At 50.5% G+C, this 14,643-nt stretch carries 13 protein-coding genes; 2 read left to right on the top strand and 11 right to left on the bottom strand.

Annotation, left to right across the window (positions count from 1 at the left end; genetic code table 11):
- Nucleotides 1–3: 3 nt before the first annotated feature.
- The gene (zapD, locus tag BM334_RS01370) at nt 4–768 is read left to right on the top strand and encodes a cell division protein ZapD (RefSeq protein WP_092836860.1); all 765 of its coding nucleotides are present in this window, start codon (nt 4–6) and stop codon (nt 766–768) included.
- Here zapD and mutT read toward each other — a convergent pair.
- From mutT to BM334_RS01355, 3 genes are read right to left on the bottom strand one after another with little or no spacing between them, the layout of a single operon-like run.
- Nucleotides 765–1,178, bottom strand: a complete 414-nt coding sequence (gene mutT / locus BM334_RS01365; protein ID WP_092836857.1) for an 8-oxo-dGTP diphosphatase MutT — start codon at nt 1,176–1,178, stop codon at nt 765–767. The genes zapD and mutT overlap by 4 nt on opposite strands.
- Nucleotides 1,165–3,870 carry a preprotein translocase subunit SecA gene (gene secA / locus BM334_RS01360; protein ID WP_092836855.1) on the bottom strand — a complete coding sequence of 902 codons (2,706 nt, stop codon included), beginning with the start codon at nt 3,868–3,870 and terminating at the stop codon, nt 1,165–1,167. Before secA ends, mutT begins: the two co-directional genes overlap by 14 nt.
- 35 nt (nt 3,871–3,905) lie before the next feature.
- Nucleotides 3,906–4,838, bottom strand: a complete 933-nt coding sequence (locus tag BM334_RS01355; RefSeq protein ID WP_092836852.1) for a M23 family metallopeptidase — start codon at nt 4,836–4,838, stop codon at nt 3,906–3,908.
- A gap of 27 nt (nt 4,839–4,865) precedes the next feature.
- Between BM334_RS01355 and BM334_RS01350 the strand changes: the two genes are divergently transcribed.
- Nucleotides 4,866–5,351, top strand: coding sequence for a DciA family protein (locus BM334_RS01350; RefSeq protein WP_055439283.1), 486 nt, complete (start codon nt 4,866–4,868; stop codon nt 5,349–5,351).
- Between the two features lie 144 nt (nt 5,352–5,495).
- Here BM334_RS01350 and lpxC read toward each other — a convergent pair whose 3' ends face one another.
- The 8 genes from lpxC to ftsW form a co-directional block, all read right to left on the bottom strand.
- Nucleotides 5,496–6,407 (bottom strand): UDP-3-O-acyl-N-acetylglucosamine deacetylase, encoded by a 912-nt coding sequence (lpxC, locus tag BM334_RS01345; RefSeq protein WP_092836849.1) that lies wholly within the window; start codon nt 6,405–6,407, stop codon nt 5,496–5,498.
- 126 nt (nt 6,408–6,533) lie between these two features.
- On the bottom strand, nt 6,534–7,760 hold the full coding sequence (ftsZ, locus tag BM334_RS01340) for a cell division protein FtsZ (protein ID WP_092836846.1): 1,227 nt from the start codon (nt 7,758–7,760) through the stop codon (nt 6,534–6,536).
- A gap of 64 nt (nt 7,761–7,824) precedes the next feature.
- Nucleotides 7,825–9,057, bottom strand: coding sequence for a cell division protein FtsA (gene ftsA / locus BM334_RS01335; protein ID WP_092836843.1), 1,233 nt, complete (start codon nt 9,055–9,057; stop codon nt 7,825–7,827).
- Nucleotides 9,058–9,108: 51 nt separating this feature from the next.
- The gene (locus BM334_RS01330; protein ID WP_241970880.1) at nt 9,109–9,834 is read right to left on the bottom strand and encodes a cell division protein FtsQ/DivIB; all 726 of its coding nucleotides are present in this window, start codon (nt 9,832–9,834) and stop codon (nt 9,109–9,111) included.
- 1 nt (nt 9,835) lies between these two features.
- The gene (locus BM334_RS01325) at nt 9,836–10,759 is read right to left on the bottom strand and encodes a D-alanine--D-alanine ligase (protein ID WP_092836840.1); all 924 of its coding nucleotides are present in this window, start codon (nt 10,757–10,759) and stop codon (nt 9,836–9,838) included.
- Nucleotides 10,756–12,252, bottom strand: a complete 1,497-nt coding sequence (gene murC / locus BM334_RS01320) for a UDP-N-acetylmuramate--L-alanine ligase (protein WP_092836837.1) — start codon at nt 12,250–12,252, stop codon at nt 10,756–10,758. The genes BM334_RS01325 and murC overlap by 4 nt, the downstream gene beginning before the upstream one ends.
- Nucleotides 12,249–13,349 carry an undecaprenyldiphospho-muramoylpentapeptide beta-N-acetylglucosaminyltransferase gene (gene murG, locus BM334_RS01315; RefSeq protein ID WP_092836834.1) on the bottom strand — a complete coding sequence of 367 codons (1,101 nt, stop codon included), beginning with the start codon at nt 13,347–13,349 and terminating at the stop codon, nt 12,249–12,251. The genes murC and murG overlap by 4 nt, the downstream gene beginning before the upstream one ends.
- On the bottom strand, nt 13,346–14,641 hold the full coding sequence (ftsW, locus tag BM334_RS01310) for a cell division protein FtsW (RefSeq protein WP_092836831.1): 1,296 nt from the start codon (nt 14,639–14,641) through the stop codon (nt 13,346–13,348). Before ftsW ends, murG begins: the two co-directional genes overlap by 4 nt.
- Nucleotides 14,642–14,643: the final 2 nt, after the last annotated feature.

Below are 14,643 nucleotides of genomic sequence, written 5' to 3'. Positions count from 1 at the left end.
CTCATGGATAACAATAATAATAACGGCACCATTGACTACGAATACCCGCTTTTAGAGCGGGTACGCACCTATCTGCGCCTTGAGCATATTTTACAGGCGTTGCAGCCTGCTACACCTGTTACTCAGCAAAACTACACCCGTTACTTTAGTGCCTTATTCGCTATTTTAGACTTGTGCGAGCGTAGCGATGTACGCACCGATGTGCAAAAAGATCTTGAGCGCCGCAAAGGCCAACTCAAGGTTTGGGCACAACACCCAGACGTCAACCAAGAGCAATTGCAGCAAACCATTGAACAGGTTAACCGAGCATTGGCGGCTATTCAGCCGCTAAACCGCGTGGGCAGCAGTTTGAAGCAAGACCGTTTGCTCAGCGCTATTCGTCAGCGTTTTGCAATGCCAGGTGGTACCTGTAACTTCGACGTGCCGCAGTTACATTTTTGGCTGAATCAGCCACAGCAGGTACGTGACAATGACAGTGCACGCTGGTGGAATGAGCTAGCCGTATTAGTTTCTGGGCTTACCTTAGAGTTAGAGTTGATGCGCGGTCAGGCTCGCTTTGAGCGGGTTACTGCGGTAAACGGTATGCTGCAAGAAAGTACCGAGCCGTTAAGCTTACTGCGCATAAGAGTAAGCGCTGACTTACCTGCCTACCCAGTTATTTCTGGGCACAAGCAACGATTTAATATTCGGTTTTTGCGCTACGAACCCGAACATGGCCGCGCGTCGTTTGATCAAGATATTGAATTTGGTCTAGCGCTTTGCCCTTAAGGGTTGCGGCGTAAACAGTCTTGCAAGCATTCAATAATAGCCACATTGGCGGCTGGAAACTGGTAAGCATCAAGCTGATGCACGGGTACCCACACCCATTCTTGCCCCTCTTTTTGGCGCACATCACCACTAAACCCCGTCACCATCCACACATCCAGTAACACCTGCTTGTCGGGGTAATCAAAGCTTATGGCGGTTAACGGCGAGGCTTGCTGCACCGCAATATTACACTCTTCGTGCAATTCGCGGCACAAGGCTTGGAAAACGTCTTCGTTGGCTTCAACCTTACCGCCCGGAAACTCCCATTTGTCACCTTGATGCAAATGGGCATGCCGACGGCTGATAAACACCGCGCCGTCGGGGTTTTGTATCACCCCAACAGCCACGTGTACGCGTTTAGATTTTGCCATGACAATGTTTGTATTTTTTACCTGAACCACATGGGCATGGCTCATTGCGGCCTACATCTGGCTTCGCTTGCGCTGGGCCTGGAGCTGCTGCACTTTCAGTGCCACTGGTTGGCGTGCCTTGGTGCTGAAACTCTTTCTGCTGTGCAGCTTCGGCCGCACGGCGCTTAGCTTCTACAGCTTCAACGTCTTCTTCGGCACGCACGCGCACTTTGCTTAAAATAGTGATCACTTCAAGCTTCAAGGCCTCAAGCATGTCTGCAAATAATTCAAAGGCTTCACGCTTGTATTCTTGTTTCGGGTTCTTCTGGGCGTAGCCACGTAAATGAATACCTTGACGCAAGTGGTCCATGGCCGCCAAGTGCTCTTTCCAGTGCATGTCTAGGCTTTGTAGCATGATGGTCTTTTCAAACTGACGTAATACCTGCTCGCCAACCATCTCTTCTTTTTCTTTGTACGCGGTTACTAACGACTCAAGAATACGCTCGCGTAAAATTTCTTCGTGCATTTTGGCGTCTTCGTCCAGCCATTTACCCACTGGCAAGTCGACTGCGAAATCAGCGCGCAAACGCTCTTCTAAGCCCGGAACATCCCACATTTCAATCAGTGAGCCTGGTGGAATGTACTCGTTAATGACACGCTCGATAACGTCTTCACGAATAACCGTAATGGTTTCTGAAATGTCGCCTTCGTCAAGCAACTCGTTACGTTGCTCGTAAACCACTTTGCGTTGGTCGTTTGCTACGTCATCGTATTCGAGCAATTGCTTACGAATATCGAAGTTGCGACCTTCTACTTTGCGCTGCGCGTTTTCAATGGCGCGGCTTACCCACGGGTGTTCAATGGCTTCGCCACGTTTCATACCAAGGCGCTTCATCATGGTCGCCATGCGATCTGACGCAAACATACGCATGAGTGAGTCTTCAAGTGACAGATAAAAACGTGATGAACCTGGGTCACCTTGACGACCTGAACGGCCTCGAAGCTGGTTATCTATGCGGCGTGATTCATGACGCTCGGTGCCAATAATATGCAAGCCACCGGCTTCAATGACGGCATCATGACGCTCTTGCCATGCCGCTTTCACTTGCTCAATTTTTTCTGGCGTTGGCTCTTTTAACTCTGAAATTTCAGTTTGTAAGTTACCACCCAAAACAATATCGGTACCACGACCGGCCATGTTGGTGGCAATTGTTACCGCGCCTGGCAAGCCGGCTTGTGCAACAATTTCGGCCTCACGGGCGTGAAACTTAGCGTTCAACACGTTATGTGGAATTTTCTTTTTCTTCAACAAGCGTGACAGCAACTCTGAAGACTCAATCGAAATGGTACCCACTAGCACTGGACGCTTGGCTGTACGACATTCTTCAATGTCAGCCACAATGGCTTCGTATTTTTCTTCCGCGCTAATAAAGATTAAATCGGCACGGTCATCACGAATCATTGGTCGGTTGGTTGGAATAACAACCGTTTCTAAGCCATAAATTGATTGGAATTCGAAAGCTTCAGTGTCTGCAGTACCCGTCATACCCGCTAGCTTGGTGTACAAACGGAAATAGTTCTGGAAGGTAATAGACGCTAACGTTTGGTTTTCATTCTGAATTTTCACACCTTCTTTAGCTTCAATGGCTTGGTGTAAACCTTCAGACCAACGACGGCCTTCCATGGTACGGCCGGTGTGCTCATCAACAATGACAATTTGGTCGTCTTTGACAATGTAATCGACGTCTTTCTGGAATAAATGATGCGCGCGCAATGCCGCGTTCACGTGGTGCAGCAGGGTAATATTTGCTGCTGAGAACAACGAGTCATCTTCAGCAAGCATGCCGCGTTCTTTTAGAATTTCTTCCACGTGCTCTTGACCGTTTTCAGTCATGTGCACTTGTTTCGACTTCTCGTCGATAGTGAAGTCGCCTTCACCACGCTCTTCTTCGGTGTCTTCTTTTTCTTGCTGTTGCAGCAACGGCACAATGTCATTCATTTTAATGTACATGTCCGAGCTGTCTTCAGCGGCGCCAGAAATAATCAATGGCGTACGCGCTTCGTCAATTAAGATGGAGTCAACTTCATCGACAATGGCGTAGTTTAAGTCGCGCTGCACGCGATCTTGCGGGCTAAACGCCATGTTGTCGCGCAGGTAGTCAAAGCCGAACTCGTTGTTGGTACCGTAAGTGATATCGGCCGCGTAGGCTGCGCGTTTATCTTGCGGGTTCATACCCGGAATATTAAACGCTACGGTTAGGCCAAGGAACTCAAACAGCGGGCGGTTGGTTTCCGCGTCACGACGTGCCAAGTAGTCGTTCACAGTAACAATGTGCACGCCTTTGCCGCTTAATGCATTCAGGTAGGCCGACAAGGTGGCGGTTAAGGTTTTACCTTCACCGGTGCGCATTTCAGCAATGCGGTTGTCGTTTAAGATCATGCCGCCAACCAGCTGCACATCAAAATGGCGCATATTGAATACGCGTTTTGATGCTTCACGTACGGTGGCAAAAGCTTCAACCAGCAAATCGTCTAAGTTGGCGCCCTGTTCAATACGCTGCTTAAATTCGACTGTTTTTTGCTTGAGTTCTTCGTCGCTGAGCGCTTCAAATTCGGGCTCGATGGCGTTGATTTGTTGAACTTTTTTCTGCAGACCTTTGAGGATACGGTCGTTGCGGCTACCAAATACCTTACGAAATAGACTACCTAACATGTGAGTTTTAGTTCCTGTTGTAACAACCGTGACGCTTAGTCAGCGTCACGATAGACAAATTTGTATGGGTCGATTTGACGATTATTACGCAGTACTTCGTAATGAACATGAGGCCCCGTCGAGCGCCCAGTACTGCCGATAAGCGCAATTCTCTGGCCGCGCGTTACCACATCGCCTTCTTTCACCAACAATTCTTTACTATGACCATAACGGGTTTTTAAACCGCCGCCGTGGTCAATCTCAATAAGTTTACCGTAACCTGAGCGCTCGCCGGCCCAAGTCACCACACCAGCCCCAGTAGCAAACACACCGGCGCCTTCTTCAAGGCTGGCGAAGTCTAAGCCTTTGTGCATGGCTGGCTGACCGTTAAATGGGTCTTTACGAATACCATACTGCGACGATAGCCAACCGGACTCAATTGGACGGCCCGCTATATAGCTCTCTGCTGAGATATGGTGACTCATCATCACAGACTCAAGTAGGGCAAGCTGTTTTTGTTTATCTGACAGCTGGCCCATCATGTTTTCGATTTGCTCAATAACATCACGGCCATCAACACGTGGCGCATCTAAAATGGACGCCTCAGGGCCACCCATGATATCGCCTTGAGATTCGGTAAACGCAAATTCACCGTTGTCGAGATCGGCAACAGAAGCTAAACGCTGCCCAAGTGCATCTAAGCGACGAAGCTGCGATTGCATTTCGCCTAAATAAATAGTCATTGCGGTAAGCTTTTTTTCTGTTTCGTTTTTAAGCTCACGAACAACCTCTTGCTGGGCGGCAAGTGCAATCTTCTCGTCGTTAATTTTTGCTTGCGCGGCTTTCACGTCAAGTTGTGCCGGTGCCCATGGTTTTGCCAACGCCACCGCACCAAGCGCAGCTAGGCCGGCCAGCGACAACATCCGTCGACGGCTTAGCTCGAAGCTGAATTTTACTTTGGAGCCTCGGTAGAAGACTGTTAAACTCATGCAATCTCTCGCTGCGTATTATTATTTATGGCACGTAAACGACCACGCGATATACAACAATTGTTCGGCCGTCAACGCTTAGCGCGTTTTACAGACTTTACCGAGCAATACCAACTCTGGCAACAGCAATTGCAACATTGTTTTGATGCATTGCAGCTGTCGCCTATGTTGGCACATTGTAAAGTGGTGTCTGTTCGTGCTCACACCCTCGTGCTAGAAGTTTCATCAGCGGCATTAGCCAGCCGGCTAAAACAACAGCAAGGTCGCATTATAACGTATTTTCAGTCAGGATCTACGTTACCGATCACTGACTTGGAAGTGCGGGTGCGGCCAGGCACTCATGCCAGTGCGCAAACCGCACTGCAAGCTGTTCAAAAAACAGACATTATAGAGACGAAGCCTGAAGCTCCGAAAGAAAACGAAGCCGTAAGAAAGCTGCGTGAACAAGCGGAATTATGCGAAGAACCGCTACGCTCGCAGCTATTGGCACTGGCCGATAAGTATGAGCTGTAGCCCGGCGTTTTACGCCGGGACGTGGCGTAGCCACGGTTAATGCCTAATGGATATCAGTGATGTTCGTCGATAGGAAATCAATGATGTTCGTCGAGATTAACGGTGCTGCGCACCACCCGGCGTAGAACGCCGGGCTACGCCGAATTAAGCCAAGGCTGGGGTGGCGAACGCAATAGGCGCGGTGGCTTCGTCGTCAAAGGTGACAAATTCCCACGCTTCTTGGTTCTGCAACACGGCACGCAACAATTGGTTGTTTAACGCATGGCCCGATTTAAACGCGCGCAAGTTGCCCAAAATGGCATAGCCGCCCATGTATAAATCGCCAATGGCGTCGAGTACTTTGTGCTTCACGAACTCGTCGTCGTAACGCAAACCGTCGCTGTTAAGAATACGGAATTCATCAAGCACTACGGCGTTGTCAAAGCTGCCACCTAACGCAAGGTTATTGGCGCGCAACATTTCGATGTCTTTCATAAAACCAAAGGTGCGTGCGCGGCTAATTTCTTTGATGAAATTGCTGCTGCTAAAGTCAATGCTAACCACTTGCCCAGTGTCGGCAATGGCTGGATGCTCGAAATCGATGGCAAAATCGATGCGGAACCCGTCATGGGGTAACAGTTCCGCCCATTTGTCGTCTTCTTCAACCCGAATAGGCTGTTTGATTTTGATAAACTTTTTCGCTGCGCCCTGCTCTTCAATGCCCGCGCTCTGTAGCAGGTAAATAAAGGGGTGAGAGCTACCATCCATGATCGGAATCTCATGGCTATCAACTTCAATAATTAAGTTATCGATGCCCATTGCAGCAATAGCGGCCAATAAATGCTCCACTGTCGACACGCGCACGTTGTCATCGTTGATCAGACAGGTACACATACGGGTATCCCGCACTAACTCAGCGTTAGCAGGAATATCAACCGCAGGGTTCAAGTCTACACGGCGAAACACCAACCCTGTATTCACAGGTGCTGGGCGCAGCGTTAGCTGAACCTTGTTGCCTTTATGCAGGCCCACACCCGTGGTTGCAATAGGCTGTTTGATTGTACGTTGTTTAATCATGTCCGCTCTTCTTAATCTGAAAGTCAAAGAAGCCATTGAGTCTTTTGACTAGCAAAAGGCGCAATAGTTTACCGGATTATCTAAAAAACCGCAACATCTAGCAGTTCTTAATCGACTTGCCGACAATTAGTCGACTTGGCGACGTAAGAACGCTGGAATATCCAGATAATCCATGTCTTTGCCTTGATTCGCCTGAGGCTTAGCTGCTGGTTTGCTGCTTACCACAGGGTCTTCTTCCATTGGCTCGTCATCAAGTTCCGGTTCCATTTTACGTGCTGTCGCAGCATTGCTGTAACCACCTTGCGGGGCACTTGGTGCGGTAGACGTACGTTGACCGTAGCTTGGCGCTGGCTCACGACGGTTCACCAGTGAAATATCTGGCTTTCGTTCGCCACCAATACCGGTTGCTACAACCGTGACGCGTAACTCTTCTGACATATCCATATCGATCACGGTACCAACAATAACTGTTGCGTTTTCAGACACGAAGCCTTTAACCACGTTACCGACAATTTCAAATTCTTCCATGCTCAGGTCCATGCCAGCGGTAATGTTCAACAACACACCACGTGCACCCGACAAGTCGATGTCTTCCAACAGTGGGCTGTTGATAGCCATTTCTGCGGCTTCTTGAGCACGGTCTTCACCACGCGCAATACCGGTACCCATCATGGCGGTACCCATTTCGCGCATTACCGCACGTACGTCTGCAAAGTCGACGTTGATCAGGCCGTCGCGGGTAATTAAGTCTGAAATACCTTGTACAGCGCCCAATAATACGTCGTTTGCCTTCGCAAATGCATCTAGCAGACTGGTGCCTTTACCTAAAACCTTCAAAAGTTTCTCGTTTGGAATGGTAATTAGCGAGTCAACGTTGCGCGCTAACTGGTCAATACCTTCTTTCGCCGCAGCCATACGGCGCTGACCTTCAAACGGGAATGGCTTGGTGACCACGGCCACAGTCAAAATACCGAGTTCGCGTGCTACTTCAGCCACCACTGGCGCCGCACCCGTACCGGTACCACCGCCCATACCGGCGGCAATAAAGACCATATCCGCACCTTGCAGCTGCTTGCGAATTTCATCGCGTGCTTCTTCGGCTGCTTGGCGACCAATTTCTGGGTTCGCGCCAGCACCAAGGCCTTTGGTGATGTCGGTACCCAATTGAATAGTTGAATGAGCGCCATGATTACGCAACGCCTGCGCATCGGTGTTGGCAACAATAAATTGCACACCTTCAATAGACTCATTAATCATATGTTTGACAGCGTTACCTCCGCCGCCACCGACGCCGATGACTTTAATCACCGCGTCTGTATCAAAGTTGTCGACTACTTCGAATACTTCAGACATGTTGTTTCTCCTTTAACCTGCTTATTGTACAACCCCTTAACAAATATCCAAAACGTTGTTTTGCTTAAAATTCGCCTTTAAACCAGCTCAGCAAACGTTTCCCCATACCTATGACGTTTGTTGTGCTCGCTTCTTGTTGGCGGTTTTGGACATCTTCCTGGCCATAACGTAGCAAGCCAACCGCTGTTGCGTAGGTTGGGTCTTGCACGTAATCGCTCAAGCCTTGCATACCCAGTGGCTCACCTAAGCGCACTGGCATTTGAAATATTTCTTCAGCAAATTCAATGGCGCCTTCCATGCGGCCGCAGCCACCGGTTAGCACAATACCTGCTGCAATTTGATCTTCTAAGCCGCTTTGGTTTATTTGATCGCGAATTAATTCAAATAATTCTTGATAACGCGGCTCGACCACTTCGGCCAAAATATGACGTTGCATGGTGCGCGATGGGCGCCCGCCTACTGACGGCACTTCAATGTTGTCGTCTTTGCTCACTAACTCGCGCAGCGCACATGCATACTTGGTTTTAATTTCTTCGGCATGGTTCAGCGGGGTGCGGAATATTTTCGCTATATCGCTGGTTACCTGATTACCCGCTGCCGGAATTACCGCCGTGTGGCGCAGTACGCCGCCGGTATAAATATTGATATCAATAGTGCCGGCGCCCATATCAACTAAGGCCACGCCGAGATCTTTCTCGTCTTCAGTAAGCACCGAGTAGCTAGAAGCCAACGCCGAGAAAATTAATCGGTCAACGGTTAAGCCACAACGCTCCACCGCTTTGACAATGTTCTTCGCCATGTCGTTGGCGCAGGTGATAATGTGCACTTTGGCTTCCATACGCACGCCTGACATGCCAATCGGGCTTTTAATGCTTTCTTGCGAGTCGATAATGAATTCTTGCGGTAATACATGCAAAATGCGGCGCTCTTGCGCAATGGGCACCGACTTAGCCGCATGAATTACGCTGTCCACGTCATCTTGAGTCACTTCAGCTTCGTTAATCGGCACCATGCCTGACTCATTTTGGCAGGCAATATGGCGGCCAGATATGTTCAAATACACCGAAGCCACACGACAATCGGCCATCAGTTCTGCTTCTTCGACGGCACGTTGAATAGACTGCACCACCAGGTTTAAGTCGTTCACACCGCCTTTATCCATGCCACGCGCAGCTGCCGCGCCAACGCCAATAACGCTAATTTCCGCGTCTGGCATTACCTCGCCAATTAGCGCAACCACCTTACTGGTGCCTATATCTAGCCCTACGACCATGTTGCGTTCTGCTGCTTTTGACATGTTTTTATGCTCTCTTTTTATGTCCGCTTGTTGTGCTTTCTAACTCTGTTTCTATGATTGTTTCCAGGCCACCGCAACGCCGGTGTCATAACGTAAATCGACATAATCTATCGGCTGTGTTTGGTGCCGAATAATTGTCGGGAACAAGTCAATAAATCGCTGTACTCGTTCCAATAAACCTTCGCGGCCAATATGCAGCTTAATGCCTGACATTAACTCAACGTCTACCGCAAACCGCTCCGTTAAGGTTAACGCCACCACTGTGTGGCCGTTTAGTTCAAGCAACTCATGCACTTGCTGATATTGCTCAACGGTTTCTTTCACTGCGTGCTCGGGCCCAAATAACTTCGGCAATAGCACGTCTATCTCTGTTTTATCGACCTCAAACACCGTGCCATCACGGGTTACTAGTGCGTTTGGTCGTTGTTGTTCGTTCCAGTGCCCTAGCGGTTGTTGCTCTACGACAAACACCCGTAATATGTCGGGCCATTCTTTGCGCACCGAAGCCTGTGCTATCCAAGGATGTGCCTCTAAACGCTGGCGAATCACATCCACATCAGCCGAGAAGAAACTCCCTAACGGCTCACCGGCTAACGCTTGTCGCACCTCGGTGCGGTCTAGATAATGCAGTTCGCCCTGCACCACCAAACGTTTTAACGGTACCTCGTTGGCATCCATGGCCACGTAATACAACGACACGGCTCCCGCTATCGCTCCGACGATTACGCTGATAAAAAAGCTAAAACCTAGCCAAAACTGCCAGCGTACCGCCGCCACCTTACACCTCGTTTTGTTCGAGTATGCGTAGCACTAATTGCTCAAAACTTAAGCCCACTGCTTTCGCCGCCATTGGCACTAAGCTTTTTGTGGTCATGCCCGGAACCATATTGGCTTCAAGCAATTTAAAGTTTCCGTCTTTGTCACACATCACATCAATACGGCCCCAGCCGCGACCGCCTAGTGCACGAAACGCGGTTACGGCTAACTGCTCTAACGCGCGCTCTTCCAGTTCACACAAACCGGCTGGACAATGGTACTGCGTATCACCCGCTTGGTACTTGGCGTCATAGTCATAAAATTCGTGGGTCGACTGCACCCGTATCGCTGGTAATGCCTGGTCTCCTAATATAGAAACCGTATACTCTGGCCCACTTAACCAGCTTTCGACCAAAGCTTCATTGTCATAACGGTGCGCTAAAGCGACTGCTTGTTCTAATTCTTCGGCGCTGTTAGCAGGGCTCATACCAATACTGCTGCCTTCTTGAGCCGGCTTGACCATGACTTTGCCACCAAGCTCGTCAATTAATCCTAGCCAGTCGACCGCTTTGTCGCGCGTAATAACGGCGCTTGGTGCAACCGGTAGCCCAGCCGCTTGCCAGACCTGCTTGGTTCTTACTTTATCCATAGCTAGCGCGCACCCTAACACGCCGCTGCCGGTATATGGAATGCCCAAGTACTGCAATGCACCTTGAATGGTGCCGTCTTCACCGCCACGCCCGTGCAACACAACAAAGGCGCGCGCAAATTGTTCGCTAAGAAGTGCCGTTAACGGCTGCTCTGCGGGGTCAAACGCATGGGCGTCAATGCCTTGCTGCTGTAACGCTGCAAGTACGGTTTGCCCAGAGCGCAACGATACTTCGCGCTCTGCTGAATGGCCGCCACACAACACGGCAACCTTGCCGAACGAATTGCCCTGACTCATGCGCTTTGTTCTCCTTCGAGTGATTTAGCTTTTTCTCGTAATGCCGTTGGTGCTAATTCAGTCGCGACTAAGTCACGCGCAATAGCGGTAATATTACCGGCGCCTTGCGCCAGCAAAAGGTCATTCGGGCGAAGAGCGTCAGCAAGCACGGTGTACAACTCGCTGCGATCACCGACATAGATAGGTTCTATTTTTCCGCGCAAACGAATGGCCCGCGCTAAGGCACGACTATCGGCACCGGTTACCGGCGCCTCGCCAGCGCTGTAGACGTCAAGCAACAGCAACACATCAACTTCACTAAGTACGGCAGCAAAGTCATCAAATAAGTCACGGGTACGTGAATAACGATGCGGTTGAAAGGCCATCACGATACGCCGCTCAGGCCAACCGGCACGCGCCGCGGCAATAGTTGCAGCCACTTCCGACGGGTGGTGACCGTAATCATCCACCAGCAATACGTCGCCTTGTTGGCCATCGTGAACGCGGGCAAATGCGCCTAAGTGCTCAAAGCGACGACCTATACCACCAAATTGCTCAAGTGCCGCAAAAATAGCATCGTCGTTCAGGCGTTCGTCACTGGCCACCGCAATGGCCGCTAGTGCGTTGAGCACGTTATGTTTACCCGGCAAATTAACGGTCACTTCGCGCGGCTTGTGGCCGTCTCGGTAAACGGTGAAGGTGCTTTTTCCGCCCTGTTGGCGGTAGTTATCCGCCCGTACGTCGGCGTCTTCATGAAACCCATAAGTCACGACCTGACGGCCTACGCGCGGAATTAAGTCACGTACTACCGGGTCGTCAACACACATAACGGCCAAGCCGTAAAACGGCAAGTTGTGCAAAAACTCTAAATAAGTGTCGAGCAGCTTATTAAAGTCGCCGTCATAGGTGTCCATGTGGTCGGCTTCAATGTTGGTCACCACAGAAACCATAGGCTGCAAGTGCAAGAATGATGCATCAGACTCATCAGCCTCGGCAATCAAGTATTTGCTGGTACCTAAACGTGCGTTCGCACCAGCGCCTTTTAAGAGCCCACCAATAACAAAGGTTGGGTCGCGCTCATCGGCTGCAAATAAACTCGCAATCAAGCTGGTGGTGGTGGTTTTGCCATGCGTTCCAGCAACAGCAATGCCGTAACGAAAACGCATAAGTTCAGCCAGCATTTCTGCCCGGCGCACAATAGGAACATTCTGTTCTTTTGCGGCAATAACTTCTGGGTTGTCGGCTTTAATGGCGGAAGAAACAACCATAACATTGGCATCTTTGATGTTTGCCGCATGGTGGCCAATAAACACGGTTGCACCTAACTCTCGCAAACGCGAGGTATTCGCGCTTTCGGCCATGTCTGAGCCGCTAATGGCATAGCCTTGATTCAACAGTACTTCCGCAATACCGGCCATGCCCGCGCCACCTATACCCAAAAAATGGATACGTGACACACGACGCATAAGCGGCGGGTGGCCTTGAAAGTATTGATGACGACTCATTTCACTCATGATTTACTGCCTACCTTTAATTGTTCTGGGTTCGCCCAGCGTTCGCATTGGTTCACCACGGCTTCAGTGGCCGCTGGGTACGCTGCATGCTTGGCATTTTTCCGCATCGTTGAGCGCAATTCAGCATCACTTAGCAGTTCGCTGAGTAATGCTACCAAAGGGGCTATTTGGACTAATTCGCTTTGTGGCAACAACCGTGCCGCCTCGGCATGAACTAGCTCACCGGCATTGGCGGTTTGATGATCATCAACAGCGTGCGGTAAGGGCACAAAAATAGCTGGTGTGCCAACCACTGCAAGTTCAGCCACAGTCAATGCGCCAGCTCGACAAATCACTACATCGGCGTTGCTGTATGCGCTGTGCATGTCAGTTATAAACTCATCCACCTGCACTTGTACTTGCGTGCTCTGGTATGCAGCTTGTACGGCTTCCACACGGCCTTGGCCACATTGATGCTGCACGGTTAATTGCTGCAGTAAGGGCTCAGGCAACTGTGCAACCGCAGCGGGCACCGATTCATTTAAGGCTTGCGCCCCTAGGCTACCGCCGACAATGAGCACGCGTAAGCCCTGCCGCGGTTGCTCCGGCACCGGTTGCAACCAGGCTGCGCGCAGTGGATTACCGGTCACTTCGGCCCGCGGCAATTGTGCTTTCGCGGCAGCAAAGCCAACCATGACGTGATCAGCAAAGCGCGCGAGTAACTTATTGGTCATGCCGGCCACCGCATTTTGCTCGTGCACCAACAATGGCACACCTAGTGAGCGCGCAGCTAAACCTGCCGGCCCACACACATAGCCACCAAACGACAACAGCAACTGTGACTGATGTTGTTTTAGCAACTTGCGGCATTGTAGAAACGCTTTGAATAAGCGCCAAGGCATCGTTAATTTGCGTACCAAACCATGGCCGCGAACACCTTGCATGGCTATTTGCTCTAATTTGAACCCAGCTTGCGGTACCACGCGACTTTCTAAGCGTTGCTCGGTGGTGCCAAGCCACACCACTTGCCAGCCATAACTACGCAACTGTTCGGCCACCGCCAATGCAGGAAAAACGTGGCCACCGGTACCTGCAGCGGCAATCATGATACGGTTCATGCTGCACCTCCGGCTTTGGCAGGTGAGCGCGCCGTGGTGCGTCGCCGCGGCGCCACTTTCACTTGGCTGACTCGTACTTCATAATCGAGGCGTAACAATATGCCCACAGCAATACAGCTAATCAATAAGCTGGTGCCGCCGTAGCTAATTAATGGCAGGGTAAGCCCCTTCGTGGGTAGTAAACCAATTGCCGCACCAATGTTCACCATGGCCTGAAACGCAAACCAAATACCAATGCCGTAGGCGGCAAAACCACCATACTGATGTCCGGCAACCAAGGCTTTGCGGCCAAGCTGCATAGTACGCAGCACTAGCGCAAATGACAGCACCAGCACCAAGATAATACCAAAGAAGCCAAGCTCTTCGCCGACAACGGCCATGATGAAGTCAGTGTGCGCCTCTGGTAAGTACTGGAGTTTTTGTATGCTATTGCCGAGGCCTTGACCGAACCAGTCTCCACGACCGAACGCCATCAGCGACTGCGTTAGCTGATAACCGCTACCAAACGGGTCTTGCCAAGGGTCCATAAAGGATAAGATACGGCGCATGCGATACTGCTCTTTGACAATTAACAGCACCATGCCGCTGACTAATACCATCATCACCGCAAAAAATTGCCAAATTCTGGCGCCTGCCAAAAACAACATGCCAATGACAATACAGGTCATCACGACTAATGAGCCGAAGTCGGGCTGCGATAACAACAGTACCGCGAATAAGAACAGCACCACCATAGGCTTCAAGAAGCCGCGCATGTTGTCTTGCACTTCATCGACTCGACGGGTGAGATAGCTCGACATATAAATCACAAAGAATAACTTAGCGACCTCAGCCACTTGCAATGTCAGCGGGCCGAATTTTATCCAACGCTTGGCGCCGTTTACTTCATGACCTATAACCAACACCGTGGCCAACATGCCGAGTGAAATCAGCAATAGCACGCCACTACCGTTGTGCCACCAACCAATCGGTATTTGCATCACGGTAAACAGCAAACTCAGCCCTAACAACACGTACAAACCATGCCGCAACACAAAGTGAAACGGGTTCCCCGTTAGACGCTCTGCGGCTGGGAACGAGGCCGAGCTAACCATGATCAAACCAATAGCGATGAGGGTTAGGCTTAGCCATATAATTACGCGGTCATAGAGCAAATTAGTGTCGGCCGCCCACCAGTCACTGCAACGCTGCCACAGCGTTGGCTGAGCAAAGTCAGGGGCTGCCTGAATGCCCAGCTCGAGCTGCTGCTCGTTACTATGTGAGGTGCGCGCTTTATGCGCTCTTGCGACCATGT

The sequence above is a fragment of the Pseudidiomarina donghaiensis genome, from assembly GCF_900116895.1.
Classification (GTDB): Bacteria; Pseudomonadota; Gammaproteobacteria; order Enterobacterales; family Alteromonadaceae; genus Pseudidiomarina; species Pseudidiomarina donghaiensis.
The sequence above is the reverse complement of the archived record's forward strand: the minus strand, read 5'-3'. Positions and strand labels throughout refer to the sequence as shown.

Excerpts from the sequence above, each read along its gene's own strand:
- mutT (WP_092836857.1), bottom strand. The coding sequence starts at position 1,178 with ATGGCAAAATCTAAACGCGTACACGTGGCTGTTGGGGTGATACAAAAC.
- ftsZ (WP_092836846.1), bottom strand. The coding sequence starts at position 7,760 with ATGTCTGAAGTATTCGAAGTAGTCGACAACTTTGATACAGACGCGGTG.
- BM334_RS01355 (WP_092836852.1), bottom strand. The coding sequence starts at position 4,838 with ATGAGTTTAACAGTCTTCTACCGAGGCTCCAAAGTAAAATTCAGCTTC.
- BM334_RS01325 (WP_092836840.1), bottom strand. The coding sequence starts at position 10,759 with ATGAGTCAGGGCAATTCGTTCGGCAAGGTTGCCGTGTTGTGTGGCGGC.
- murC (WP_092836837.1), bottom strand. The coding sequence starts at position 12,252 with ATGAGTGAAATGAGTCGTCATCAATACTTTCAAGGCCACCCGCCGCTT.
- lpxC (WP_092836849.1), bottom strand. The coding sequence starts at position 6,407 with ATGATTAAACAACGTACAATCAAACAGCCTATTGCAACCACGGGTGTG.
- BM334_RS01350 (WP_055439283.1), top strand. The coding sequence starts at position 4,866 with ATGGCACGTAAACGACCACGCGATATACAACAATTGTTCGGCCGTCAA.
- ftsA (WP_092836843.1), bottom strand. The coding sequence starts at position 9,057 with ATGTCAAAAGCAGCAGAACGCAACATGGTCGTAGGGCTAGATATAGGC.
- secA (WP_092836855.1), bottom strand. The coding sequence starts at position 3,870 with ATGTTAGGTAGTCTATTTCGTAAGGTATTTGGTAGCCGCAACGACCGT.
- murG (WP_092836834.1), bottom strand. The coding sequence starts at position 13,349 with ATGAACCGTATCATGATTGCCGCTGCAGGTACCGGTGGCCACGTTTTT.
- zapD (WP_092836860.1), top strand. The coding sequence starts at position 4 with ATGGATAACAATAATAATAACGGCACCATTGACTACGAATACCCGCTT.
- ftsW (WP_092836831.1), bottom strand. The coding sequence starts at position 14,641 with ATGGTCGCAAGAGCGCATAAAGCGCGCACCTCACATAGTAACGAGCAG.